This window comes from Bifidobacterium asteroides, from assembly GCF_019469425.1.
In the GTDB taxonomy this organism is placed as follows: domain Bacteria; phylum Actinomycetota; class Actinomycetes; order Actinomycetales; family Bifidobacteriaceae; genus Bombiscardovia; species Bombiscardovia asteroides_I.
Map to the genome: position 1 here is coordinate 1,916,349 of NZ_CP048272.1, position 22,451 is coordinate 1,938,799.

Consider the following 22,451-nt stretch of genomic DNA (forward strand, 5'->3'; position numbering starts at 1 on the left):
CCTCCAACAGACAGGGGACCGTACCCATCCAGTCGCATTCGGAAGGGTACGGTCCCCTGTCGCAAGTCACGCTGCCAGCTCAGGCCTTGCCGCCCTCGACCACGATCTCGTCGGGGTTGGCCGCACTGCCGTAGACTGGCTCCAGGGTCTTGCGGTAGTCCTCATGGAAGAACCGCTCCTGGCCCAGCTTGGCCAGCTCCTTATTGATGTAGTCCAGCAGGGGCTTGTTCCCCTTGCGAACGGCCGGGGCGATGACTGCCTCGTCCCCGAGCTTGGTGATGCCCACCGAGAAGCCCTTGTTGGCCTTGGCCCAGGCCAGCACCTCGGTGTTGTCGGTGCTCATGGCATCGCCGCGGTGGTCCAGCAGGGCGTTGTAGGCATCGGCGTACTGGTCGTACTTCTGCAGCTTGACCTCTGGGTGATGTTGCTCAAAGTATGGTTCAGCCGTGGTGCCTTTGGCTATGATCAGAGTCTTGCCATTCAGTTCCTTCACGTCTTTGATCGGTGCCGAATCCGGGGAGACCACACCCAGGAAAACCTTCATATAGGGCTTGGCGAAGTCCACCTTGCGAGCGCGCTCATCGGTGACAGTGAAGTTGGCCAAGGTCACGTCCACCTTGTTGCTGGACAGCACATCCACGCGGGCGGCCGGGTCCACCGAGGTGTATTCGGGCTTGACGCCCAAATCCTTGGCCAGGCGCTCGGCCAGGACCACGTCGTAGCCCCGGTTCTTGCCGTCCTTGTCCACGTAGCCGAAGGGGGCCTTGTCGGTGAAGACCGCCACCTTGAGCTTCCCGGACTTGGTGATCTGCTCCGGGGTGCGCGCAGACCCGGATGCCGCCGAGGAGCCGGAGCTGTCCCCCGAGCCGCTTCCAGCATCACTGGGGGTGGCCGCAGAAGGACCGCAGGCCGCCATGGAAGCCATCATCGCGATCGTCGCCCCCGTGGCCAGCGTCGCCCGTATCAATCGGTTCATTACCCTTGCGGTCATGATCCCTCTTTTCCTGCTCTCTTTCCTATGGCCGCCCCTGGGGACGGTTCCGGCGAAGGCCGCCGGACGAATATGCGGAGCCCTCATTGGGACTCCTGATCCTGGTCCTGATCCCGCCTTCGCTCATAAGTGAAAGTGGACAGGAAGCGCTGTGCCCGGTCAGTGGCCGGGTGGGTGAAGAAGGCCTCCGGGTCGTCGGACTGCTCGACCAGGGTGCCTCCATCCAAAAGGACGATGTGGTCGGCAATGCCCCTGGCGAAGGCCATCTCGTGGGTGACAATCATCATGGTCAGTCCCTGGTCGGCCAGCTCCAGAATGACCTGAAGGACCTCGCGGACCATCTCAGGATCCAGAGCTGCGGTCACCTCATCGAAGAGCATGATCTCGGGATGGAGGATGAGCGCCCGGCAGATGGCCACCCTTTGCCGCTGGCCGCCCGAGAGCTGGCTGGGCCAAGCATCCCGGCGGTCGGCCAGACCCACCCGGTCCAGCAGTTCCAGAGCCTCCTGACGTGCCTGGTCCCGCTTGCGCTTCTGTACCAGGATGGGCGCCAGGGTCACGTTATCCAGAACGGTCCTGTTGGGGAAGAGGTCGTAGCTCTGGAAGACCATGCCGATCCTGGTCCGCAGGTCGGAGCTGCGGCTGCCCGACATAAGGCCGCCAGGACCTCCGCTGTGCTTGCCCAGGGGATGGCCGGTCTCCACCACCTGACCATCCAGAAGGATGCGGCCGCCCTGTATGGGCTCCAGTCCGGCTATGGTCCGCAACAGGGTGGACTTGCCCGAGCCAGAGGGGCCCAGGACCACAAAGACCTTGCCCTTGGGCACCTGGAAGGAGATGTCGTTGAGCACAGGGCTCTGCGCATGCGGATACTGCTTGACCAGATGCTCGACAGTCAGTACCGCCCGATCCTCTTGTTCGTCCCGCGGCTGGTTCGCCATCGTTTGCCCCTCAGTCATGGGCCCACCTCTTTTCCAGATGCCGTGCCACCAGGGACAGGGGCCAGCAGATGAAGAAATACATGAAGAAGATCACCCCGTAGATCCACAGGGTCGCCTGCGGATAAGCGAATCGGTTGGCATCGATGATCTGCTGGCCGACCTTGATGACCTCGATGACGCCCAACAGGGCTGCCAGAGAGGTGGTCTTGACGATCCTGGTGGCCAAATTGACGCCCGCCGGCAGCAGTCGGCGCAGGGCCTGGGGAAGGATGATCCTGGAGAAGGTCTGCCAGGACCCCAGTCCCAGCACGTAGGCCGACTCCACCTGGGTGTGGGGTATGGATTCCAAGGCCCCGCGGACCAGATCGCCCAGCTCGGCCCCGCCCCAGAGCACGAAGACCAGCAGGCAGGCGCCGGTGGCGTCAAGATTCAGATTCCATGCCTTGGACAACCCATAGAAGGCGATAAAAAGCAGAGCCAGTTGGGGCATGATGCGGATGAAATCCAGGTAGACCCTCATCAGGAAGCGAATCGGACGGTTGCGCAGGGCCATCAGCCATCCGACCACCAACCCCAAGGGCAGGGAGAGCAGGACCGAGACGCCGGCTATCCAGACGGTCACCCAGAGCCCCTGGAAAAGCCTGGGCATGACCCCTGGTTGGAAAAGCACCTCAACGCCGTGCATAGTCGAACCTCCGCTCAAGAATGGTTCCGATGACGGAGATGGGCAGCAGAATGACCAGATAGGTGACGATAAGCAGGGTCAGGGACTCGTAGGTGTCGTAGGAGGTGCCCATCAGGTCCTTGGTGACATACATGACGTCCGCCAGAGCGATGGCCGAGACCACCGAGGACTCCTTGATCAGGAAGATGATGTTGGCCACCACGCCCGGTATGGCGCTGCTCAGAGCCTGGGGCAGCACGATTCTGGACAGGGTCTGGGCTCCTGTGAATCCCAGAACGCGGGCTGACTCGATCTGCACCCGAGGCACTGCTTCCAGTCCCCCACGCATGGCCTCGGCCATATAGGAGCCGCCCAGGAAGGCCAACCCAACGATGGCGCAGGTCTGGGCGCTCCAGTTGATCCCAAGCTTGGGCAACCCGAAATAAAGGAAATAGAGCTGAACCAGGAGCGGGGTGTTTCTTGACAGCTCGATGTACACTCTGGCCACCTGCGAGAACAGGGGAATTCTGAAGGCCTCCAGCCCGGCGCAGACCAGCCCGATCAGCATGGAAAACACCACGCCAAAGAAGGAGATGAAGACCGTCACATAGGCCGCATTGACGAAGAAATGCAGGTTCTGCGCCATGAAGGTCCAATTCACGCCCCCACCTCCTTACTTGCTCGCATCTTGTTCATCGTCTCCTCTTCACCGCTTCCCGCCCGCTTCCCGTCGACTGCGGCATATAGTCGACAATCCTAGAGAAGACGAACCGCTTCCTTTTGCTTTTCGATATACGAATACCGGATACCGCGTTATCATCCACGCTCACAGCAACCTGAACGGCGATTCGTATTCGCGCCGAGGCCATCCTGGCTGCCAGGCAATCCATACGGCCATTGGACAGTACGAATAAAATGACCCTAGCCAGCAAAAACTGACCGACATCTGCTGATCGTGCCTGCCGAAAACTGGCATGCAGACTCCACGTTTTTGATTAACCCTACTGCTCGCCAAGCTATGAAAAACCCGGTCCACATATTCGTGAACCGGGCTCCGAGTGCTTTGATCAGGCGAAGACTTTGGCGCTCTGTGCTACCTTCCTGATCAGATCGGGGCGATACCCGCTCCACGTCTCCTGGTCGGTGACTACAATGGGGGTCTGCTTGAATCCCCGGGCGATGAACTGGTCGATCAAGGTCTGGTCCTCGGTCAAATCCACCTGCTCGAACTCAAGCCCCTGCTTGGTCAACTGACGCTTGGTGGCATCACACTGGGGACAGTGCGCCTTGGTGTAGACCATGATGGACATAATCGCCTCTCCCTTAAATGTAGCCGTGACATTCCAAGCTTCATAGCTCTGCTTGAAGCCTGTTGATTGCACTCTACACACTCCCAGGCACAAGCACAATACCACCTGTAGTGGCGTGTCAAAACGTAAACCCCAATATCTAGTAGCTTTTCGAGTCTTATAGAACCAACTGAGAATCTATGTGAACTGCCTGACATATTGACCATGCAAGACCATACAGGACTGAAAACCGCCTCAGAAGAGGGTCAGTTCGTCGCTGTCAGCGCCCTTCATGGCCTCATAGTCCAGGATCAAGCATTCGAATCCCCTGTCCTCGGCAAGGACCCTGGCCTGAGGTGTGATGGTCTGGGCCGCAAAGATCCCGCGGACAGGTGCCAGCAAAGGGTCCCGGTTGAGCAGACGGCAGTAGCGTGTCAGCTGTTCAACCCCGTCAATGCCGCCATGCCGCTTGATCTCGATGGCCACATGCCGCCCCTGGCCGTCTACCGCCATGATATCCACAGGGCCGATGGGCGTGGGATACTCCCGGCGCACCAGGGTGGCCCCCGGGCCGATGCAGTCGATCTGTTGGGCCAGATAACGCTGCAGGTGCGCTTCCACGCCGTCCTTGACCAATCCCGGATCCGTCCCCAGGTCGTAGCTTTCGTCGGCATAGACCTGGTAGAGCCTGATGGTGAGCACATCACTGGATTTCACGGCCGAAACACGCAGAACCCTACGGACAGGCCGAGTCTGGTCCTGATCCTGCTCCTGGGCGATCAGCGCATCGGGCGCGGCAGCTTCGACTACCTCGTCCGGCCCGGTTCCAGCCACGGAATCAGCCTTGAAGCCCGCGCCGTCTTTGCTCGTCTCCTCGGGTTCGATCTCCCTGATGGTGCAGGGGGCGCACATCCAGTTCAGGGGCTTGTAGGAACCCAGCTCCGAAAAAATCAGACAGCTCATGTCGGCCTTGATCAGCAGAACGCGCCTGGCCGGCGGCAGGCTGGCATTGAGACGCCCGGAGTATTCGGCGGAGCAGTCGGCAACAATGATTCGCACAGGTGCCAATATATCAGTCGCTGTTCCGTGGCGGGAAAGAAAAACCCGGCCGGTGCAAGTGCACCGGCCGGGTGGAAAAGGAGAGGAAGTCAGGGCTGCTGTCCCTGATCGGCATCCTCCAGGTAGTGATCCACGGCCACAGTCAGCTTGTTGCTGTCGAAGGAGGCGAATCCGCTGTCCACATGGAAGGACTGACGACCGCCGTCGGTGGCCTGAACCCGGATGTTGCCCTCCTGTAGCAGGGCCAGCACCGGCTCGTGGTCGGGCATGATGCCCATGGAACCCTTGGTGCCGGGCACAGTGACCGACCGCGCCTGACCCGACCAGATGGGCCTGTCCGCCGAGACGATGTTGACCTGCATGGAGGCCTTGCCTGTGTCCGCCATGACTACCGGTATTCCTTCTGCATATCGTGCCACTTGTGCTCCAGGTCGTCGATGCCGCCGATGCCGGAGAATGCCTGCTCAGGCACGTCGTCGTAGGCGCCGTCGCAGATGCGGGTGAAGGCCTCAATGGTCTCGTCCGCAGGCACGTAGGAACCCTTGCGGCCTGTGAACTTCTCGGCCACATAGAAGTTCTGGCCCAGGAACTGCTCAATCTTGCGCGCGCGGTTGACGGTGGTCTTGTCTTCCTCGCCCAGCTCGTCGATGCCGATCAGAGCGATGATGTCCTGGAGCTCCTTGTTCCTCTGCAGGATTGCCTTGACCCGGTTGGCGCAGTCGTAGTGGGCCTGCCCCACATAGCGCGGGTCCAGAATCCTGGAGGTGGATGCCAGCGGATCCACAGCCGGATAGATGCCCTGGGAGGCGATGTCACGGCTGAGCTCGGTGGTGGCGTCCAGGTGGGCGAAGGTGGTGGCCGGGGCCGGGTCGGTGTAATCATCGGCCGGCACATAGATGGCCTGCAAGGAGGTGATCGAATGGCCACGAGTTGAGGTGATTCTCTCCTGCAAAGCACCCATCTCGTCGGCTAGGTTGGGCTGGTAGCCCACGGCCGAGGGCATGCGGCCCAGCAGGGTGGAGACCTCGGAGCCGGCCTGAGTGAATCGGAAGATGTTGTCGATGAAGAGCAACACATCCTGGTTCTCCACGTCGCGGAAGTACTCCGACATGGTCAGGGCGGTCAGTGGCACACGCAGACGGGTCCCCGGGGGCTCGTCCATCTGGCCGAAGACCAGCGCGGTCTTCTCCAGCACGCCGGCCTCTTCCATCTCGCCGATCAGGTCGTTGCCCTCACGGGTGCGTTCGCCCACGCCCGCAAAGACGGAGACGCCGCCGTGGTTCTGCGCCACGCGCTGGATCATCTCCTGGATGAGCACGGTCTTGCCCACACCTGCGCCGCCGAACAGGCCGATCTTGCCGCCCTCAACGTAGGGAGTCAGCAGATCGATGACCTTGATGCCGGTTTCGAACATCTGAGTCTTGGACTCCAGCTGATCGAAAGCAGGAGGGTTGCGATGGATGGGCCACCGTTCGGTGACCTTGATCTGCTCACCCTGCTTCTTGTTGAGGATGTTGCCGGCCACGTCGAAGACGTGCCCCTTGGTCACATCCCCTACGGGCACCTCGATGGGGCCTCCCGTATCGGTGACCGTGGCACCACGGACCAGACCATCCGTGGGCTTCAGGGCCACCGTACGCACGGTGGAATCACCCAGGTGCTGCTCCACCTCCAGCATGATGGTGGTCAGCGACTCGCCCTCGGTGTCCGAGGACTTGTTCAGATTCACAGTCAGGGCATTGTAGATGTCCGGCAGGTGACCTGCCGGGAACTCCACATCTATGACCGAACCCTGGACTCGGGTGACGCGCCCCTTGGAGGCCGAATCCGGCTTGTGGCTCGCTGTGGTCGGCTGTTCTTGCTGTGCAACCATTGGCGTTCCTACTCTTCCTCTTTGTTGAGCGCATCGGCGCTGCCGACGATCTCGGTAAGTTCCTGCGTGATGGCCGCCTGGCGGCTGGCATTGAGCCTGCGGGTCAGGTCGTCGATCAGCCCCTTGGCGTTATCAGTGGCGGTGTGCATGGCGTTCTGCCTGCTGGCGGTCTCCGAGGCGGCCGAGGTGAGCAGGCATTCATGGATACGCGACTGAATATACTTGGGCAGAACGGCATCCAGCACCTCCTGCGGGCTTGGCTCAAAGTCGTAGAGGCCCGCATAGCGGTCACCCTGGCTTCCATGCTCGTCGTTCGGCACGGGGGCATCAATAGCCTCCTCAGGCTGCTCCTGGTCCGGCCTGATCAGCTCCAGAGGCAGCATGCGCAGCACCCGAACCTTCTGCACCACCATGTTGATGAATTCAGTGAAGACGATGTAGAGCTCGGAGACGCCCCCCTTGGCCGCTGGAGTCATGTAGGTTTCCAGCAGTGCCTGGGAGATCTCCCTGGCCACATCCACGCCGGGCCGATCGCTGTTGCCTTCCCAGGTTTTGACGATGCTGCGGTTACGGTAGCGGTAGTAAGAGACGCCACGACGACCATAGACGAAGAGCTGGGGCTGTCGGCCTTGCTGGTCCAGTCGGGTCAGCAGAGACTCCGTCTCGCGGATGACCGAGGAGGTATAGGCCCCGGCCATGCCACGGTCGGCCGTCAGAGCCAGCACAGCCACGCGTGGGTTCTTCTCGTCCTTCCTGACAATGGGATGGCGGATGTCGTCCGTGTGGGCCACCAGGGCCTGGACTGCATCGAAGATCGCATCGGAGTAAGGCTTCGCTTCCAGGGCCACGGTTCTGGCCTTGGCGATATGCGAGGAGGCTATCATCTCCTGGGCATTGAAGATCTTCTCCAATGCCGAAGTGGAGGCGATCCTTGACTTGAATGCGAGTTGTGAGGCCATGGTCTACCGCTTCCTGGCCTTGCTGCCGCTCTTGCCATCGGCTACCAGCTTCTCCTGCTGGACGGCCACCGGCTGCTCCTGATCCTGATCGGCCTCGTGACCGTCCAGAGTCTGGCCTTTGTGAGTCACGAAGGTCTTGGCGAACTCATCCACGGCCTTGTCCAGGGCCTTCTCGGTATCGTCTGTGAAGTCCTCCGTGTCGCGGATGGTCTTGAGGATGTCGGTGTTGTGGTCCAGGTAGTCCAGGAGCCCGGATTCGAAGGGCAGCACGTCCTCCAGGTCCAAATCATCCAGCTTGCCGTGGGTGCCTACCCAGACGGAGACGACCTGCTTCTCCATGGAATAAGGCGTGAACTGTGGCTGCTTGAGCAGCTCGGTCAGCCTGGCACCACGGGTCAGCTGGGCCTTGGAGGCCGCATCCAGATCAGAGGCGAACATGGCGAAGGACTGCAGAGAGCGGTACTGGGCCAGCGAAATCTTCAGGGTCGAGGAGACCTTCTTGAGAGCCTTGGTCTGTGCGGCGCCACCCACGCGGGAGACGGAGATGCCCACATCCACAGCGGGACGCTGGTTGGCATTGAACAGATCGGACTGCAGGAAGATCTGGCCGTCGGTGATGGAGATCACATTGGTCGGAATGTAGGCCGAAACGTCGTTGGCCTTGGTCTCGATAATGGGCAGACCGGTCATGGATCCGCCTCCCAGGTCATCGGAGAGCTTCGCGCAGCGCTCCAGCAGACGCGAATGCAGGTAGAAGACATCGCCAGGATAAGCCTCGCGCCCCGGCGGACGACGCAGCAGCAGGGAGATGGACCGGTAGGCCTCAGCCTGCTTGCTCAGGTCGTCGAAGACAATCAGGACGTGCTTGCCGCCGTACATCCAATGCTGTCCAATGGCCGAACCGGTGTAGGGGGCTATGTACTTGAAGCCTGCGGAGTCGGAAGCCGGGGAGGCCACGATGGTGGTGTACTCCATGGCGCCGGCCTCTTCCAGAGAGGAACGGACCGAGGCGATGGTGGTGCCCTTCTGACCGATGGCCACGTAAATGCACCGCACCTGCTTCTTGGGGTCTCCTGACTCCCAGTTGCGCTTCTGGTTGATGATGGTGTCGATGGCGATGGCCGTCTTGCCGGTCTGCCGGTCGCCGATGATCAGCTGGCGCTGACCGCGGCCGATAGGTGTCATGGCGTCAATGGCCTTGATGCCGGTAGCCAGGGGCTCGTCAACGGGATGCCGATGCATGACATCAGGAGCCTGAGCCTCCAGGATTCTGCGGCCCTCGCTCTTGATTTCGCCCAGGCCGTCGATGGGCTCGCCCAGGGGGTTGACCGTACGCCCCAGATAGCCGTCGCCGACGGGCACCGAAAGCACCTCGCCGGTCCTGTGGACTTCCTGGCCCTCTTCGACACCTGCGAAGTCGCCCAGGATGACCACGCCGATCTCTCGGGCGTCCAGGTTGAAAGCCAGACCAAGCGTGCCGTCCTCGAAGGTCAGCAGCTCGTTGGCCATGCAACCAGGCAGTCCCACCACATGCGCAATGCCGTCACCGGCCGTACGAACGTAACCCACCTCCTGGGTGGGGGTGTCCGTCGGCTTGTAGGACTCGACAAATTGGTCGAGTGCCTTGCGCACCACGGCGGGATCAATGGTCATTTCTGCCATGATCACTCCTTATTTCTGTTCTTGTTCAAGTCTGTTGATCCCCTGCTCATCCTGCCACGGCCATCCGCCGCTTCAGGTGCTTCAGCTGGGTGGCCACCGTTCCGTCGGTGGAGACCGAGCCGTACTGAACCTTCATGCCGCCTAGGACCGAGGGGTCGACCACCGAGTTGATGTGGACTGGCTTGCCCAGCTTGCGCCCGTAGACCTCCTGCAGGCGGCTGACCTGCTCGTCCTTCATGGAGACCGCCGTGGTGACGGTGACCATGGCCTGGTCCATGTGCTCAGAGAAGCGGTCCACCAACCAAACGATGGTGTCAGGGAAGCGTCGTCCGCGCAAATCAATGGTGGCGCTCAGGGCCATCTGCTCTGTGACCGGCTGCATATGCTGCCCGTCAAGGAGCGTCCTGAGTAGGTCGGCCCGGGCTTTGGAATCACTGTACTCGTCCGATAGCCGGAAGAGCACCAGAGGCATCCCGAGCAGGGCCGAATGGATCTCAGCCAGCTCGCCGGCCACCTGGTTGGTGATGTCCAGAGCATCGGTGTAATAAGCGGCGGCATCCACTGAAATGTCCTCGGCCGCGTTGGCAATGTGCCCCACACGGCTCCACTGATGATCAGTCAAGTCATGGAGGATATCCACGGTCAGCGGATCGGCCTTGCCAGCCAGGATGGTGTCGATCACCTGCCACTTGTCCTCAGCCGGACGTGAGGGGTCAGTCAGCGCACGCTCCAGGGGCCTGTTGGCATCGAGCAGGGTCACGAAGGTATAGAGCTCCATGGCCACGCGGAGGGCGTCCTTTCCCTTGCTCTTCAGCAAAGGGGCATACTTGGCCCTGGTCTCCTTGTCGGAGCTCAGCGAAGTCTCTCCTCGCATGTCACCTCCCCTTTCGCGGAATCAACGTTCCCATCGTCCGCCAATCCGTCATCATGCCTGTCGCTTGTCTGAGGACTGTCCGCTTTGGTCCGCAATGATCGAGTCGATCATGGAAGACTGCACGGCATCATCCTGAAGCTGCGAGCCCAGGATCTTGCCGGCAAGAGCCGTAGCCAGCGTGCCCACCTCGCCCTTGAGCGAGACCAGCGCCTGCTGCTGCTGGGACTTGAGGGATCGCTGGGCGTTCTCAGTGATCTGGTTGGCCTCGGTCTCGGCCCGGGACCTGGCATCGGCCACGATCCTAGAGGCCTCGGCACGGGCGTCATCGCGGATCTGGGAAGCCTCAACACGGGCTTTGCCCAGCTGATCCTGATACTGCTTGCGAGCCTGATCCGCCTCTTCACGAGCCTTGGCGGCCTTCTGGATGTTGCCCTCGATCTTGGACGAGCGCTCATCAAAGATGGCCTGGAACTTGGGCATGAAGAACTTGTAGAAGAAGACGGCCAGGATGACCAGGATGACCAGCGACCACACAATGTCATAAAGCTGGGGAATGAACAGCTGAATCCCCTTGTCTGCCGCTAGAGCGTACATTGGCTCCTCCTTTCCCTTATCGAAGCCGGATCATGCAAGAGTCGCACGGCTCAGGCAATGAAGAGCGCCACGAAGCCCAGCAGGGCCAGCACCTCGATCAAAGCCAAGCCGATGAACATGGTGGTGCGCAGCTGCCCGCTGATCTCAGGCTGGCGAGCCATGCTCTCGACGGTCTTGCCGACGGCAATGCCCAAACCCAGCGCAGGGCCGAGAGCTGCAATGCCGTATCCCAGGATGCTCAGATTGCCGGAGACCTCAGCAAGTGTGATGATGTCCATTTATTTTCCTTTCCTCCACCGTTGCCGGTTCTTGGATTGTGGTTCAGCCCCGACTCCCGTCTACTGGTCGGAACCGACGAATATGTGGGCTGCGACGGCCTGTAACGCCAACCGCGGCTTGTCCTTTCCCCTCAACCTTCTTCAGGGTAACTCATGGAGATGTAGACCGTGGTCAGGATAGCGAAGATGTAGGCCTGGAGGGCCGCCACGAAGATTTCAAAGGCCGTCAAGGCGAAGCCCAGAACGAACCAGCCTACGCCAGCCAGGGCCAGGGACTTGTTGCCGGCCTCAATGATGTAGAACTGGGTGAAGGCCAGACTGACCGCCACCAGCAGATGGCCGGCGATCATGTTGGCAAAGAGTCGAATGGTCAGGGAGGCCGGCTTGACGATGACCATCTCCAGAAGCTGGATGGGCGTCAGAATGATATAGAGAGGCCAAGGCACTCCAGCCGGAAAGAGCTCCGATTTGAAATAGCCCCAGACACCCTGCTCCCGGAATCCCGTCACCATGTACTGGCAGAAAGTCCAGATGGCGAAGACCAGTGGCATAGTGATGGTCGCAGTGGCCGCGATGTTCATGCCCGGCACAATGCCGCAGAGGTTGAAGACCAGGATGGTCAGGAAGATGGTCGTAATCATGGGCACGTAGCGCTTGCCGCGAATCTCGCCCAAGGTGTCGTAGACGACCGAGTCACGGATGAACTCGATGACCCACTCGATGGCCCCCTGCCAGCGGGAGGGGATCAGCTTGGCCCTTGCGGCGGTGATTCCCAGCACCAGAAGGATGATGACCATGGCCACGAATCTGACCAGGATGATCCGGTTCATGGCGAAGGGCGTTCCCTGGAAAAGAATCTCAGGAGGCAGGAAATCCTCGATGGAAGGCAGCTCGCTCGGCTTGGCCATGGCCAGACTGAAAGCTCCACTTCCCATTGCCTCTAGCATCTATCGCCTCCTGAACGACACAGTGAACACTATAGCGCGTGTGCGACTCATGGCTGCACCGTGTCGATAGTGTACCCACACCACGGCGACCATGGATTCAACCAGTGTGTCACAGATAGCGTTTGCGGGCAGGATTTGCTCCGCGGTGTGGACAGGCTGGTGACGAAATTCGTCCAATCTTTATCGACAGTCAACAGCGCCGGGAACAAGCCCGTACCCATCACCCGCCATGGGCCGGTATCCGTCAGCCCGCGGGCATTCAGGCGCGTGTCTGACGGACCGGTCTGTGCCTAGACGGCCCGCCGCCCGCAACGTCGGCACCTGGTCCAAGTCGTAGGGGGTGGTCTCGTAGACCCAGTTCAGCCAGTTGCGCCAGAGCAGATTGGCATGGGCCCGCCAGGAGAAGACCGGCTCCAGCGTGGGATCGTCGTGAGGATAGTAGTTGACCGGGAAAGGCACCTGGTCCAGGCCCTTGGCCATGTCGCGCTGGTACTCGCGGGCCAGGGTGTCGCGGTCGTACTCCCAGTGACCCAGCACGAAAATCTCTGAGAAATCCCGGGTGCTGATAAGCCCCGGGCCAGACCGGGGACCCCAGGTCAGCACCTGCAGATCCGGACAGGCCCGCACCTGGTCCTCGTCCACCCCGGCCCAGCGGGAGTGGGGCTGCAGGGCTATCTCGTCGAAGCCATTGGTGATGAAGCAGTACTCGTCCTGCAGATACTGAGGAAAGACCCCGAAGACCTTGCGATCCAGGTCGCGCTTGGCGATGCCGTGGCGGTGGTAGAGCCCGGCCATGGCTCCCCAGCACAGATACATAGTAGAGAAGACGTGGGTAGATGCCCAGTCCAGAATGTGGGTAAGTTCCTCCCAGTAGTCGACCTGCTCGAAGTCCATCTGCTCCACCGGGGCACCCGTCACGACAAGACCGTCATAACAATTGCCCTGGAAGGAATCCAGATTTTCGTAGAACTTGACCAGGTGATCCATGCTTGTGTGCACGGCCTGATGGGTTGAAGTCTTCATGAAGTCGATCTCCACCTGAAGTGGCGACTTGGAGATCAGCCGCAGCAGCTGGGTCTCGGTCTCCACCTTGGTGGGCATCAGGTTGAGGATGACCAGCCTGAGCGGACGCATCTCCTGGCGCTCCGCCTCGTGGCTTTCCAGGGCGAAGATACGCTCCGAATCCAGGATGGATCTGGCCGGCAATCCGGTGGGGATGGTGATAGGCATGGCTCCCATTATCCCCCTGGATACGAATGCCCACGCACGGACTTGACAAGGGCGATGGAATCCGTAATATAGATAACTGCTGTGTTGAACAGCCGACGCGGGGTGGAGCAGTTCGGTAGCTCGCTGGGCTCATAACCCAGAGGTCTCAGGTTCAAATCCTGACCCCGCTACCAAAAGCCCGTTGGGTTCGAGAAATTTGGCCGGTTGAATTCCTAGGAATTCACCGGCCTTTTCCATATCTGAAATGGTCCAGGCAGTCGTCCCGTGCATTTTCTGGGAAATCACGCCGCTTGAAACCCCCATGCTGCGAGCGAGGTCTGACTGGCTCTTATTTCGAATGGCAAGAGCGACTTTCATGTTCATGCTTATGACGCTCTCTAATGAACTTGTTGCAGCTTTTCGTTCCCTAGTTTTTGTAGTCATACTTAATAGTTTAGCATTATTTAACAAATTATTGTCAAACTAGCAATGGCCAACTTGCGCTAAAAAGAAAATGCCATATAGTTTAAGTATGACTAAATTACACTTAGGTAATTACACGCAGTTCATAGCGAAGCTGAATAGCCTTCTCAGAGAGCGGGGCATGTCCCGGACTGACCTCTCCCGCTATCTGGGTTGCACACCATCGCTGATAACTCAAAAGATGAATGGTCGCACCCAATTCACCCTTCATGACGTTTTAAAGTTATCCGATCTATTCCACATCAGTGTTGATGAACTCCTTGGACGTGAACCAATAGAAGCTCGGTCATAAGCCAAGCAAGAGAAGGGAATGCGGCAACCATGTCAACGAAGACGAATGTAACAATGAACCGGGATTACCCTGATGTGTTCACTGTGGAGGTCTCTACTGGCGATATTCGCCAGGTCATGGTCCTGACATTGGACCAGTTGAAAGCGTTCAAGGCTCAGGCCAGCGACGCCATTGCAGAGCATAACAGGCTGGTCCATGGCGGCTGGCCGGGGCACTGGGTGCCCCAGTAGCCGAATCCGGCTGTAAGCGATGTACAACCGAAAGCCATTGATGGGCCGTGTGGCGGAGCCCTAGGCGCTTAGCCGGGATTGAGCACCCGGTACGCCAGGCGCGTGGCAGTCGCGCTATTTTCGAGACGAAGTTCTGCTCCAGACCGGTGGGTGACGCTGATTAAGGCGGAATCTGGCAGCTCTACCACGCATGTGGGTTGCCCATCGGGACCATTCCCGGCGTCTTCGGACGCTCTTGCAATCGACGGCCGGCTCCATACCGAAAGCCATTGCCAAGACCTACACAGTCAGACCCAGCCGAAACTATCGCTGCTGGGCCTGACTAGGTCTTGACTTCTCTAACCTCACCACCCAAAAGTCCTCACAAACACAACCTCTAGGGAAGGAGCCTAACCATGGGAATCGGAAAACTTACCTTTGAAGAAACACTCAGGCAGCAGACCAGAAGCCTGTTGCCCTATCTGGACTCACTCAAGCAGCGGGGCGTCAAGTATGTCACCAGACAGGCCATCATCCGTCGATCCGGTCTGTCCGACAATGAGGTCCAGAAGCTGATTCATGACAATCACATGCCCCGGCACACTTTGAAAGTCCGGGGCCAGAAAGCCTATGACATCGAGACCACGCTAAGAATGCTGGCCCGCTGGTGCCGCTCCTACGAGTACCTGGTGGTGGTCTGATGGCAACGAAAGTAACTATCGGCGAAGCATTGAGCCCATATTCACAACCGGTTAATACAGTCCACTCACTGATGGTACTGGCTGACAGGATTGACAAGGCAGCGAGCCGCTGCGGTTCCACCGAATTGACAGCCAGGGAATGCTTTCGCCCTTTGGGACTGAATACTGTCATTGAATTCCGGGGATTGCAGGCCGAGGGTCTCATGGTCTACAGGCGCGGTGAAAACTGATGCCTGGACAGTCGGCAGTTTCGCCGATGGGTCAATGACCGGGTTGCCGAGATTCAAGGCAAAACAAGCAATCAGCCATCATCGGCTTTCGGCCAGCAGCAGCTGTTCCAGGAAGGCGACCATGAATCCTAGAGCTAAGCTCAGCACCGAACAGGCCGCGATCTATCTCGGTGTATCGGTATCGACTATGAAGCGAATGCGGGCTAGCCGAACCGGGCCTGCCTACATCCGACTTGAACCGTCACGTATGATCCGCTATGAGTTATGGGCGCTGGACCAGTGGGTTGCCGACCGACGCAAGAGGGGCAACTGATGGGTCGCCGGCAGACTATCGCTCCGGCCATAAGAGCTCAGGTGATAAGGACTTACGGCAACGAGTGCTGGCTCGGCCTGCCGGGCTGCACCGGCCAAGGCGAGGAGGACGACCACATCCGGCCATACCACCTCGGAGGCAAGGACACCGTAGCCAACATCCGCCGGGCATGCAAGCACTGCAACGCCAGCCGGCAGGACCGGATACTCAGCGGCTATGGGGCCAATATTCACGTGGTCATGGGTCCTCCGGAAGCAGGCAAGAGCACTTATGTGGCCAGCCATGCCGCAGACGACGCCTTGGTACTTGACTTCGACAAACTAGCACGATCCATCCAGCCGATGTCGGACATCCGCAAGGAGCGGCCGGCACCCCTGGTGGCAGCAGCCCAGGGAGCCTGGCAGGGAGCTTTCAACCGTCTGGTCAGACTCGGCGACCCGGTGGACGTGTGGATAATCAAGAGCCTGCCGACCAGCCGACGACACCCTCACATGCTGGACGAATGGCTGGCGCTGGACTACAGCCTGCATGTAGTGGATCCAGGACAGGCCACGGTATCTGAGCGACTGAGGGCTGACGGCAGAACGCATGGCGAAGAGCTGATTGCCCGGAGATGGTATGCGCTCAGAATCAGCCAGCGACTCCTGGATACGCGCCAGGCTCGAAGACGTGAACGCCTGGCTGCTCTTGGCCTTCGACGCAAGCCGACGGCAACCAAAGCCCGGCCGAGTTGGTGAGCTCTTTTTTAAGCCGACGGTTGGCCAGCAGACCGCGCGCCCAGTTTTTTCTCCCCCCAACTCAAATAAAAAACGGCTAGAAACGGTGAAAAATCAACGAAAGGAGACACTATGCAGGACATGCTGCCGGGATTGCAGGAGTTCGAGTCCACCAACCGCTACCAGGAGAACGCCACCATCGAGCTCATCGAGGACATCACCAAGGAAAGGGCATTGACCAGCTATGCGAAGGTGATATGCAAGTCCATGGTCTCCCTAGCCCGGAATATCGACAGCCAGAACGCCGCCGGCAGAGAGACCAGCCGAAACATGGCCGAGTACCGGGCCTATTTGGACGAGCTGCGCGAAATCTACCCTGAGACCCCAAATGTCGATGAAGCCCTTGGCTCCCTTCTGGCTGAATCGAGCGCCAAGTGACGCCACTCAGGGGAGGGACCAAACGCAACCCGGACCGGCAGACCGACGGCGGTATCGTCGCCAAATACGCAGAGCTGCTTAGCACTCCCCTACTGCCTTGGCAGCGGTATGTGGCCGACGTGGCCGGCGAGATTGACCCCTCCACCGGCACCTACTTTTACGACACCGTGGTGCTTTCCACCCCTCGGCAGTGTGGCAAGTCCACGCTGGTCGATACCGAGGACACCCGCAACGCCCAATGGGGCGCGAACCGGTACATTTACTACCTTGCCCAGACCGGCAAAGACGCCGATGACCACTTCAAGGAGTTCTTGAAGAAGCTGCAACCCTCGCCACTCGCACAGATCGCACGCAAACCCAAGCTGAGCAACGGGTCGATGCAGCAACAGTTCCTGAATGGGAGCGTCATCAAGCCCATGGCCGTCACAAGGGTAGCCGGTCACGGCGTTCAGGGCGATAAAATCACCCTCGATGAAGCATTCTCACTTTCATCCGAGACCGGCAAGGCCATCATCGACGGATTCCTGCCCACGACCGCCACCCGGTACATGAAAACCGGCGTGCAGCCCCAGGTCTGGATAACCAGCACCGAAGGTACTGCGAATTCGACCTTCTTCAACCCCATCATCGACGGCCTGCGCGAGGGGAATGTGCCCGAGCACACCTGCTGGTTTGACTGGGGCATCCCCAAGGACAGCGACCCCGAGGACCTGAACATCATCATGCAGCACCATCCGGCCGCCAACCTGCTCTGGGATCTGCGCCAGCTACGCCAGTTCCGCGAAGGTTTCCGCGACGATGTAGCCGGTTGGGCCCGCGCATTCGGCAACCGCCGCGATACCGGCATTATCGACCGCATCATACCGGCCGAGCTGTGGGAGGCCACGACCGTGTCGCCAATCGAGCCGACCGACCTGGCAGATGAAGAACTGGCCTTCGGCACTGCGGTGGACCTCGATGCCACCCACACCAGCATCTCCGTGGCCATCCGCCGGCAGGATGGCACCATCGCTACCCAACTACTCAACGTGCTGGACGGTACCGGCCGGGCCCCCGACGAAATACGCCGCCTCTGCACCCGCTATCACGCTCCCCTGGTGATGGACGACCGAGGGCCGAACGCTGACCTGCACGACCGACTGGAAGCCATGACGGATCAGGCCGGCGACCCTGCCATCCGGTTCGTGCCCATGGCGGCTGGCGACTATATGGCCACTGGCCAAGCCTTCGTATCCGGCTTGCAGAACGGGGTAGTACTCCACGCCACTGACGAAGAGCTGGACGAGTCCGCCGCCATCTGCGCTAGGACATGGAGTGGTGATGCCTGGCGCGTGACCCGCCGGGGCAGCACCGGGCTGACCTCGCCCCTCGAATCCTGCATGTTGGCGACCTGGGGCATCACCCACCTGCCGGACACCAACTGGACTCCTCAAATCTACTAACCCAGCCTGAACCCACCTGAACCCACCTGAACCCACCTGAACCCGAAATCCTTGCTCGGCCGTTCTGAGCATGGCTATCACTGGGGCCATGAGCAAAATGAGTCTATGGCAACGTATGAAAGTTGCAGGCAGGGTTATGACCCGGGGCGAGGAAGCCCTGGACGACATGCCCGAGGGGCTGCGACCACCTGATCGCACCGGCACCTATGACCCATTGCAGCTTTCTACCGTCTTCCGCGGTATCCAGGTGTTGCAGACCGCCATCACAGGCCTGCCCCTGCATGAGGTCCGTAACGGCCTGAACTTGGAAACCACTACGTCCATTATCGAGCGGCCCGACGTGAATCGCTCCCGCCGCGACTTCTTCGCCGACCTGGTAGCCAGCATGGCCCTGGACGGCAACGCCTTCATTCGATTAATCAAGTTTGAGGGCAACACCGTGTCCTGCGAGGTCCTGCCCCCTAGCCTGGTCACGGTCAGCAATGACGGCAAGGACCCGGCGGCCCCCAAGCTCCGTTTCAGCTACCTGGGCCGCGACTATTCGGCCGAAGAAGTCATCCACTGCAAGTTCCTAGCTGTTCCGGGCCGACTGCGGGGACTCGGGCCTATCTCGGCGGCACGCGAAGAGGTGGAAGGCGCCAGGATGGCACGCGACTACAAGGCCCACTTCTACACCGATTCAAGCAACGTCAAGGGCTACCTGAAGACCGACCAGAAGATTACCCCAGAAAGCGCGAACCAGGCTAAGAAGGCATGGAACAAGAGCGGCAAGGCCGGCGACATCAAGGTGGTGGGCAGCGACCTGACATATGTTCCGCTGGCCATGAAGCCCGCCGATCTGCAATTCCTGGAGACTCAAAAGTTCGACACTACTCAGATTGCACGGCTCCTTGGCATACCCGCCTCCATCATGCTTGCAGCAGTCGATGGATCTAACCTCACCTACAGCAACATCGAGCAAAGCTGGATAGAGTTCGCCGACTACACCTTGGCGGCTTACACCGGCGAAATCGAGGAGGCGCTGACCTCGCTCCTGCCAAGAGGCCGAAGCGTGAAATTCGACTGGGACTCAAGCCGACGAGCAGACATGGCAGCCCGGTTCGGCGCCTACCAAACCGCCATCGAATCCGGGTGGATGACCATCAACGACGTACGCAAGCGCGAAGGCTATGAACCCCTGCCGACTGACGCACCTCAAACGAAGGAGACCAAGAATGCAAATGCGTGAAATCGGGCTGAAGGGCGTATGCCTGCGGTCCAACGAGGAGGGCGACGGCCGCGACCTTGAAGGGCTGGCGGTGCCGTTCGGCGACATTATCGATACCTGGGACGGCCCCGAGACCTTCGACCGGGATTGCGAGTTTGAGGACGTGGAGAACGCCAAGCTCTGCTATCAGCACGGCGAGCTCATTGGTCGCATCACCAAGTCCGAAGCTCGCGAGGACGGCCTGCACATTCAGGCGCGCATCAGTGACACTGCAAGAGGTCGTGATGTGGTCCAATTCCTGCGCGATGGCGTTCTTGACAGCTTATCTGTCGGCTTCGTGCCCGTGCAATCCGAACGCGATAAGGCGGGCGTCATTCACCGTCGCAAAGTCCGCCTACTCGAAACCTCCGTCGTCTCCTGGCCCGCATACGAGGCGGCCAAAATCACAGCCCAACGATCAGTAGATAACACCAATGACAAGGAGAACAACTCCATGACCGACAACGACAAACTCGCCGAAGAACTGGCGGCCATCAAGGAACAGCAGCGCTCTATGCAGGCGGCCATCGCCAAGGGCTTCAATCCCGAACCCGGCCCAGTCATCGGCGGCAAGTACCGCTCCCAAGCGGAATACCTGAAGGGGCTTTATAACGAAGAGCCCGAAGCCATCGAAATCATGAACGAGTGCCGCGACTTCATCGCCACCGGCGACACTGGCAACACCGCCACCTGGATTGCCGACGACCTGCGCCTGATCCAGCAGCGCCGCAAGGTCATGGGCGTGCTGACCCACGACACACTGCCAGCCAAAGGCATGAGCATGGAATACCACGTGGTGACCAGCGACACCACCAAAACATCCAAGCAAGCCAGCGAAGGTGGCGCTCTGCCCTTCGGCAAGGTCAAGTTCGGAACCAAGACCGCCGACATCGAGACCTACGGCGGTTACACGTCCCTCTCCCGCCAGACCATCGAGCGGTCCACTACCCCCATGCTCAATACCGCTCTAAAAGCGCTGAACAACGCTTATGCGGCAGCTACCGAACAGGCCGCGCGCGACTTCCTATACAAGCTCATCAGTGACCGCAGGGACGCCCAGACCGACCCGAACAAAATCGACGCACCTGTGGCACTCGACAAAATGACCGCTGACCATTGGGCCGGTCTGCTACTGGACGCGGCCGAGGAGATGGACGACCGCAATGCCATGATGGACCGGCTGGTGGTCTCCAAAGATGTGGCTAAGGCCATCATCGGCCTAAAGGACTCCGGCAACCGATTCCTGGACATCTCCGGCAAGGGTAGCGACACCATCGGTTCTTTCAACCTTACCGGTACCGTCGGCGACCTGATGCGTATGCCCGTCCAGATCCTGCCGAAGGCTCCCGTCGGCACAGCCGCCTTCCTCGACCCCGAGGCGGTCACGGTTTGGGAGTCCGGTGGCCCTACCCAGCTGAGTGATAGCGACACCACCAAACTGGTAGACTCCTTCAGCGTCTATGGGTACATGGCCATCGCTGAAACATTCGCCGACGGCCTTCTGCCCATCAAGTTCGCTGGTGTATCCGCATGATAAGCGATGCTGAACTAATCGCCCGGCTACGCAGCGAGGTGTCTGTCGAAAAGGGCGACGAGGACCGCCTGAACGAGAAGCTGGGTGCAGCCAAGGTCTACGTTGAAAGCGCCATAGGCAGGCAGAAGGTCGCCGATGAAATCCGCGCTGATTGCGTGGTTAGTTGTGCAGCAGACCTGTACAACAGCAGGGACGCGCGGCTGGGCATCATGGACGTGGGCAGCGAGACACTAGAGCCGTTCCGGGTTTCGACTGATCCCCTGCGAAGCGTCTGGCCCAAGCTCAAAGCGGCCGGTGTCAACACTGGCGGGCTGGTGATCTCATGACCATCAACGACCAACGCGAAGATCTCATCGAACGACTGACCGACAGCGTGGGGAACCTCGTATCCGTCATCACCATTGACGCCCAGAGTCTGCGCCCCTTACCCGGCAAAGCCGCTATCCTCGTCAACCCACCGGAAATCGACTTCGAAGGCTGGGAAATCCAGGAAGCGCGATGGTCAATTATCGTCATCGCTGGCACCATGGCGACGCAGGTGGACGCTCTAGGCCTCATTCTGCCTGTCATCGAGAAGCTCCAAGCCGACCACATCAACATGCACAACGCCCGACCCGTCACCTACACCAACGGTTCGGGCAGTCTGGCCGCCTATCAAATCACCCTCAACCCATGAATAATTAAGGAGAACAAACATGGCGGAGAAAATCAGGACGCTGGGACCCGGAACGCTCATCATCGGCGAAGCCGACGATTCCCAACGGTTCGACGCGGACGCCACCAAGGTAACGCTGACCCCCAAAGCCGATTCGGACGACCCGCTGGACTTTCTGGACGGTACATCCGAGGCCGGGTCCCAGTCCGTTAGCTGGACCATGGACGGCACCATCAAAGAGAACTACAGCAAGACAGGCCTTCAGGCCTGGTGCTTCAACAACTCCGGAAAGACCAAGCCCTTCAAGTACATACCCAACAATGCGGGGGATCTGGGTTTCAGCGGGGACGTGCTGATCTCACCCATCGCCATTGGCGGCGACGTGAAGAAGAAGAATGACCAAGACTTCAGCTTTACAGCCACCAACGTGAAGCTGGCCCCAAATACCCCTGAGCCGTCAGTAAGTGATGAGTAAACGTTCGGCAATTGAAGTCAAGGGGTCCGCGCAACTGGCACGGACCCTGCGCAAAGCCGGGGCAGACATGAAGGACCTGCGCGCCGTTAACCGCAAGGCAGCGGCTTCCATCATCCCGACTGCCAGAGCCGAGACCCCCATCAGAAGCGGACGACTGCAACAATCGGTTCGTGCCGGTGCTACCCAGAAAGCCGGCGTACTCAGGGCCGGCAAAGCCTCCGTCCCCTACGCCGGACCCATCCACTGGGGATGGCGCGACCACCACATTCAACCTCATCCCTTCCTTGTAGATGCCGCCCGGCAGACAGAGCCCACATGGGTAGGCATCTATGAATCAGAGATAAAGAAACTGCTGGAACAAGTGCAAGGAGCATAGA

Annotated in this window: 29 protein-coding genes and 1 tRNA gene; 14 read left to right on the top strand and 16 right to left on the bottom strand. The window is 59.8% G+C overall.

What is annotated here, in order from left to right; all coding sequences use genetic code 11:
• Positions 1–79: 79 nt before the first annotated feature.
• The 15 genes from GYM67_RS07945 to GYM67_RS08015 form a co-directional block, all read right to left on the bottom strand.
• Positions 80–991, bottom strand: a complete 912-nt coding sequence (locus GYM67_RS07945) for a cysteine ABC transporter substrate-binding protein (RefSeq protein ID WP_220236359.1) — start codon at positions 989–991, stop codon at positions 80–82.
• An 83-nt stretch (positions 992–1,074) separates the two neighbouring features.
• Positions 1,075–1,932: an amino acid ABC transporter ATP-binding protein gene (locus GYM67_RS07950; protein ID WP_258561483.1), complete on the bottom strand. Its 858-nt coding sequence runs from the start codon at positions 1,930–1,932 to the stop codon at positions 1,075–1,077.
• A gap of 10 nt (positions 1,933–1,942) precedes the next feature.
• Positions 1,943–2,617, bottom strand: a complete 675-nt coding sequence (locus GYM67_RS07955) for an amino acid ABC transporter permease (RefSeq protein ID WP_220236360.1) — start codon at positions 2,615–2,617, stop codon at positions 1,943–1,945.
• The gene (locus GYM67_RS07960; RefSeq protein WP_220237469.1) at positions 2,604–3,242 is read right to left on the bottom strand and encodes an amino acid ABC transporter permease; all 639 of its coding nucleotides are present in this window, start codon (positions 3,240–3,242) and stop codon (positions 2,604–2,606) included. Before GYM67_RS07960 ends, GYM67_RS07955 begins: the two co-directional genes overlap by 14 nt.
• 421 nt (positions 3,243–3,663) lie before the next feature.
• Positions 3,664–3,906, bottom strand: coding sequence for a glutaredoxin domain-containing protein (locus GYM67_RS07965; RefSeq protein ID WP_220236361.1), 243 nt, complete (start codon positions 3,904–3,906; stop codon positions 3,664–3,666).
• A gap of 234 nt (positions 3,907–4,140) precedes the next feature.
• A complete protein-coding gene (nucS, locus tag GYM67_RS07970; protein ID WP_220236362.1) occupies positions 4,141–4,944 on the bottom strand; it encodes an endonuclease NucS in 804 nt (267 codons plus the stop codon).
• 89 nt (positions 4,945–5,033) lie between these two features.
• Positions 5,034–5,330 carry a F0F1 ATP synthase subunit epsilon gene (locus GYM67_RS07975; protein ID WP_220236363.1) on the bottom strand — a complete coding sequence of 99 codons (297 nt, stop codon included), beginning with the start codon at positions 5,328–5,330 and terminating at the stop codon, positions 5,034–5,036.
• A 2-nt stretch (positions 5,331–5,332) separates the two neighbouring features.
• Positions 5,333–6,817: a F0F1 ATP synthase subunit beta gene (gene atpD, locus GYM67_RS07980; protein WP_220236364.1), complete on the bottom strand. Its 1,485-nt coding sequence runs from the start codon at positions 6,815–6,817 to the stop codon at positions 5,333–5,335.
• An 8-nt stretch (positions 6,818–6,825) separates the two neighbouring features.
• A complete protein-coding gene (locus GYM67_RS07985) occupies positions 6,826–7,776 on the bottom strand; it encodes a F0F1 ATP synthase subunit gamma (protein WP_220236365.1) in 951 nt (316 codons plus the stop codon).
• A 3-nt stretch (positions 7,777–7,779) separates the two neighbouring features.
• The gene (atpA, locus tag GYM67_RS07990) at positions 7,780–9,438 is read right to left on the bottom strand and encodes a F0F1 ATP synthase subunit alpha (RefSeq protein ID WP_220236366.1); all 1,659 of its coding nucleotides are present in this window, start codon (positions 9,436–9,438) and stop codon (positions 7,780–7,782) included.
• A 46-nt stretch (positions 9,439–9,484) separates the two neighbouring features.
• A complete protein-coding gene (locus GYM67_RS07995) occupies positions 9,485–10,312 on the bottom strand; it encodes a F0F1 ATP synthase subunit delta (RefSeq protein ID WP_220236367.1) in 828 nt (275 codons plus the stop codon).
• Between the two features lie 51 nt (positions 10,313–10,363).
• Complete coding sequence (locus tag GYM67_RS08000; protein ID WP_220236368.1) at positions 10,364–10,906, bottom strand: F0F1 ATP synthase subunit B; 543 nt, start codon at positions 10,904–10,906, stop codon at positions 10,364–10,366.
• 50 nt (positions 10,907–10,956) lie between these two features.
• Positions 10,957–11,184: an ATP synthase F0 subunit C gene (atpE, locus tag GYM67_RS08005; RefSeq protein WP_015022486.1), complete on the bottom strand. Its 228-nt coding sequence runs from the start codon at positions 11,182–11,184 to the stop codon at positions 10,957–10,959.
• Between the two features lie 131 nt (positions 11,185–11,315).
• Positions 11,316–12,131: a F0F1 ATP synthase subunit A gene (gene atpB, locus GYM67_RS08010; RefSeq protein ID WP_220236369.1), complete on the bottom strand. Its 816-nt coding sequence runs from the start codon at positions 12,129–12,131 to the stop codon at positions 11,316–11,318.
• Between the two features lie 180 nt (positions 12,132–12,311).
• Positions 12,312–13,361, bottom strand: coding sequence for a homoserine O-succinyltransferase (locus GYM67_RS08015; RefSeq protein WP_220236370.1), 1,050 nt, complete (start codon positions 13,359–13,361; stop codon positions 12,312–12,314).
• A gap of 96 nt (positions 13,362–13,457) precedes the next feature.
• Here GYM67_RS08015 and GYM67_RS08020 point away from each other — a divergent pair.
• A tRNA-Met gene (locus GYM67_RS08020) sits at positions 13,458–13,534 on the top strand.
• Here the strand turns inward: GYM67_RS08020 and GYM67_RS09450 are convergent.
• Positions 13,491–13,784, bottom strand: coding sequence for a helix-turn-helix domain-containing protein (locus tag GYM67_RS09450; protein ID WP_396020011.1), 294 nt, complete (start codon positions 13,782–13,784; stop codon positions 13,491–13,493). The two genes, GYM67_RS08020 and GYM67_RS09450, sit on opposite strands and share 44 nt — an antisense overlap.
• Before the next feature lie 88 nt (positions 13,785–13,872).
• Here GYM67_RS09450 and GYM67_RS09455 point away from each other — a divergent pair, with 88 nt between their 5' ends.
• From GYM67_RS09455 to GYM67_RS08085, 13 genes are all read left to right on the top strand, one after another.
• Positions 13,873–14,115, top strand: coding sequence for a helix-turn-helix domain-containing protein (locus tag GYM67_RS09455; RefSeq protein WP_220236371.1), 243 nt, complete (start codon positions 13,873–13,875; stop codon positions 14,113–14,115).
• Between the two features lie 29 nt (positions 14,116–14,144).
• Complete coding sequence (locus tag GYM67_RS08030; RefSeq protein ID WP_220236372.1) at positions 14,145–14,345, top strand: hypothetical protein; 201 nt, start codon at positions 14,145–14,147, stop codon at positions 14,343–14,345.
• 395 nt (positions 14,346–14,740) lie between these two features.
• The gene (locus GYM67_RS08035) at positions 14,741–15,025 is read left to right on the top strand and encodes a hypothetical protein (protein ID WP_220236373.1); all 285 of its coding nucleotides are present in this window, start codon (positions 14,741–14,743) and stop codon (positions 15,023–15,025) included.
• A gap of 351 nt (positions 15,026–15,376) precedes the next feature.
• On the top strand, positions 15,377–15,568 hold the full coding sequence (locus GYM67_RS09460; RefSeq protein WP_390458717.1) for a helix-turn-helix transcriptional regulator: 192 nt from the start codon (positions 15,377–15,379) through the stop codon (positions 15,566–15,568).
• Positions 15,569–15,609: 41 nt separating this feature from the next.
• Positions 15,610–16,305, top strand: coding sequence for an HNH endonuclease signature motif containing protein (locus GYM67_RS08045; protein WP_258561484.1), 696 nt, complete (start codon positions 15,610–15,612; stop codon positions 16,303–16,305).
• Between the two features lie 111 nt (positions 16,306–16,416).
• The gene (locus GYM67_RS08050) at positions 16,417–16,722 is read left to right on the top strand and encodes a hypothetical protein (RefSeq protein ID WP_258561485.1); all 306 of its coding nucleotides are present in this window, start codon (positions 16,417–16,419) and stop codon (positions 16,720–16,722) included.
• The gene (locus GYM67_RS08055) at positions 16,719–18,164 is read left to right on the top strand and encodes a hypothetical protein (RefSeq protein WP_220236376.1); all 1,446 of its coding nucleotides are present in this window, start codon (positions 16,719–16,721) and stop codon (positions 18,162–18,164) included. The genes GYM67_RS08050 and GYM67_RS08055 overlap by 4 nt, the downstream gene beginning before the upstream one ends.
• Before the next feature lie 88 nt (positions 18,165–18,252).
• Positions 18,253–19,392, top strand: coding sequence for a phage portal protein (locus GYM67_RS08060; RefSeq protein ID WP_258561486.1), 1,140 nt, complete (start codon positions 18,253–18,255; stop codon positions 19,390–19,392).
• A complete protein-coding gene (locus tag GYM67_RS08065; protein ID WP_220236377.1) occupies positions 19,379–20,944 on the top strand; it encodes an HK97 family phage prohead protease in 1,566 nt (521 codons plus the stop codon). The genes GYM67_RS08060 and GYM67_RS08065 overlap by 14 nt, the downstream gene beginning before the upstream one ends.
• Positions 20,941–21,270 carry a hypothetical protein gene (locus tag GYM67_RS08070; RefSeq protein WP_220236378.1) on the top strand — a complete coding sequence of 110 codons (330 nt, stop codon included), beginning with the start codon at positions 20,941–20,943 and terminating at the stop codon, positions 21,268–21,270. Before GYM67_RS08065 ends, GYM67_RS08070 begins: the two co-directional genes overlap by 4 nt.
• Positions 21,267–21,620: a hypothetical protein gene (locus GYM67_RS08075; protein ID WP_220236379.1), complete on the top strand. Its 354-nt coding sequence runs from the start codon at positions 21,267–21,269 to the stop codon at positions 21,618–21,620. The genes GYM67_RS08070 and GYM67_RS08075 overlap by 4 nt, the downstream gene beginning before the upstream one ends.
• 19 nt (positions 21,621–21,639) lie before the next feature.
• Positions 21,640–22,074 carry a hypothetical protein gene (locus GYM67_RS08080; protein ID WP_220236380.1) on the top strand — a complete coding sequence of 145 codons (435 nt, stop codon included), beginning with the start codon at positions 21,640–21,642 and terminating at the stop codon, positions 22,072–22,074.
• Positions 22,067–22,450: an HK97-gp10 family putative phage morphogenesis protein gene (locus GYM67_RS08085; RefSeq protein ID WP_220236381.1), complete on the top strand. Its 384-nt coding sequence runs from the start codon at positions 22,067–22,069 to the stop codon at positions 22,448–22,450. The genes GYM67_RS08080 and GYM67_RS08085 overlap by 8 nt, the downstream gene beginning before the upstream one ends.
• Position 22,451 lies beyond the last annotated feature (1 nt).